General features: G+C 71.0%; 2 protein-coding genes. One reads left to right on the forward strand and one right to left on the reverse strand.

The features are described from left to right. Window positions 1–347, forward strand: a 347-nt coding sequence (locus D7V97_RS43245) for a hypothetical protein (protein WP_233583623.1), incomplete at its 5' end; no start/stop codon positions are given. A 43-nt stretch (window positions 348–390) separates the two neighbouring features. Here D7V97_RS43245 and D7V97_RS43250 read toward each other — a convergent pair. Beyond that, window positions 391–1097 (reverse strand): peptidylprolyl isomerase (locus tag D7V97_RS43250; RefSeq protein ID WP_120616292.1); only part of this gene is annotated, 707 nt, incomplete at its 5' end.

The following is a 1097-nucleotide window of genomic DNA, read 5'->3' on the forward strand; positions in this document are numbered from 1 at the left end:
AGCCCCAGGAGCCGCCCCGCTCCTGGTGGTGGCGGTTGCTGGACTTCCTGGAGCTGTCCGACCCCGACACGTGGTGGGGCCTCGGACTCGTGTTCGGCCTGCTCGCCGTCGGCTTCTGGCCGCTGTTGCTGCTGGCGGTCCTGGACGTGAGCGGGACGACCCGCAAGGCGCTGGTCGCCCTGGGGCCCGTGTCCATCTGCCTGGGGTTCGCCGGACTGATCCTGGTGTGTGGCTACCGGTATGGCGAGTCACTCAGGTGGTCGCGCCGCCAGACCTGGGGGCTGGCCGCGCTGTTCCTGGGCCTGGGCCTGCTGGGCGGCCTGGGGCTGTGGTTCAGCGAGGGCTGACGGCGAGGCAGGGGAGGGGACGAAGCCCTTCCCCCGAGGCGCCTCAGCCCTGCTCCGCGCCCTCGAAGGTGACCTTCGCCTTGTTCATGACGTGCTCCACGGCGAGCAGGTACCAACCCAGCTCGGTCAGGCGCCGGGTCGTCTCCGGCGTCTCCCGCAGGGCGGCGTGCGCGTCCTGCGCGCTCAACCCGAAGGGCTCCACGTGGTCGCGGATCAGCTCCTCGAGTTTCTCCGGGGTGAGCTGCAGCTTCTCCGCCTCGGTGACGGCCTTCAGCACGATGCCGATGTGCAGCCGGCGTTCGACCTCCGCGCGCGTGGTGGGGTCCGTGAGCCAGCCCTGGAACGCCTCCTGCTGCTCCTCGACGTCGAACTGGTGCTCGAGCATGGCCTGGCCCTCGGCCTGGACCCAGCGGCGGCGCAGCTCCTCGTCCACCAGCGCCTGCGGCAGCTCCACCGGCGCGCGCCGGGCCAGCTCGTCCAGCACCATGTCCTGGGCCTGCACCCAGAGCTGCGCCGCGAGCTCGTCCTCCAGCTCCTCGCGCAGGTTGTCCATGACCTCTTCCAGGGTGCTGCCCATCCCGAGCTTCGCCAGGAACTCGGGGGAGCTCTCCGGCAGCATCGTCACCTGGCGGGCAGCCACGACGTCCACCAGGAAGCGCGCGGGCTTTCCCTGGAGGTGCTCCACCGGGTAGTCGGCTGGCAGATCGAGGGCGATCTGCATGGACCCGCCCACCTTGCCACCCTCCGCCA

Origin of the sequence: Corallococcus sp. CA053C (genome assembly GCF_003611675.1) — a bacterium.
Classification (GTDB): Bacteria; Myxococcota; Myxococcia; order Myxococcales; family Myxococcaceae; genus Corallococcus.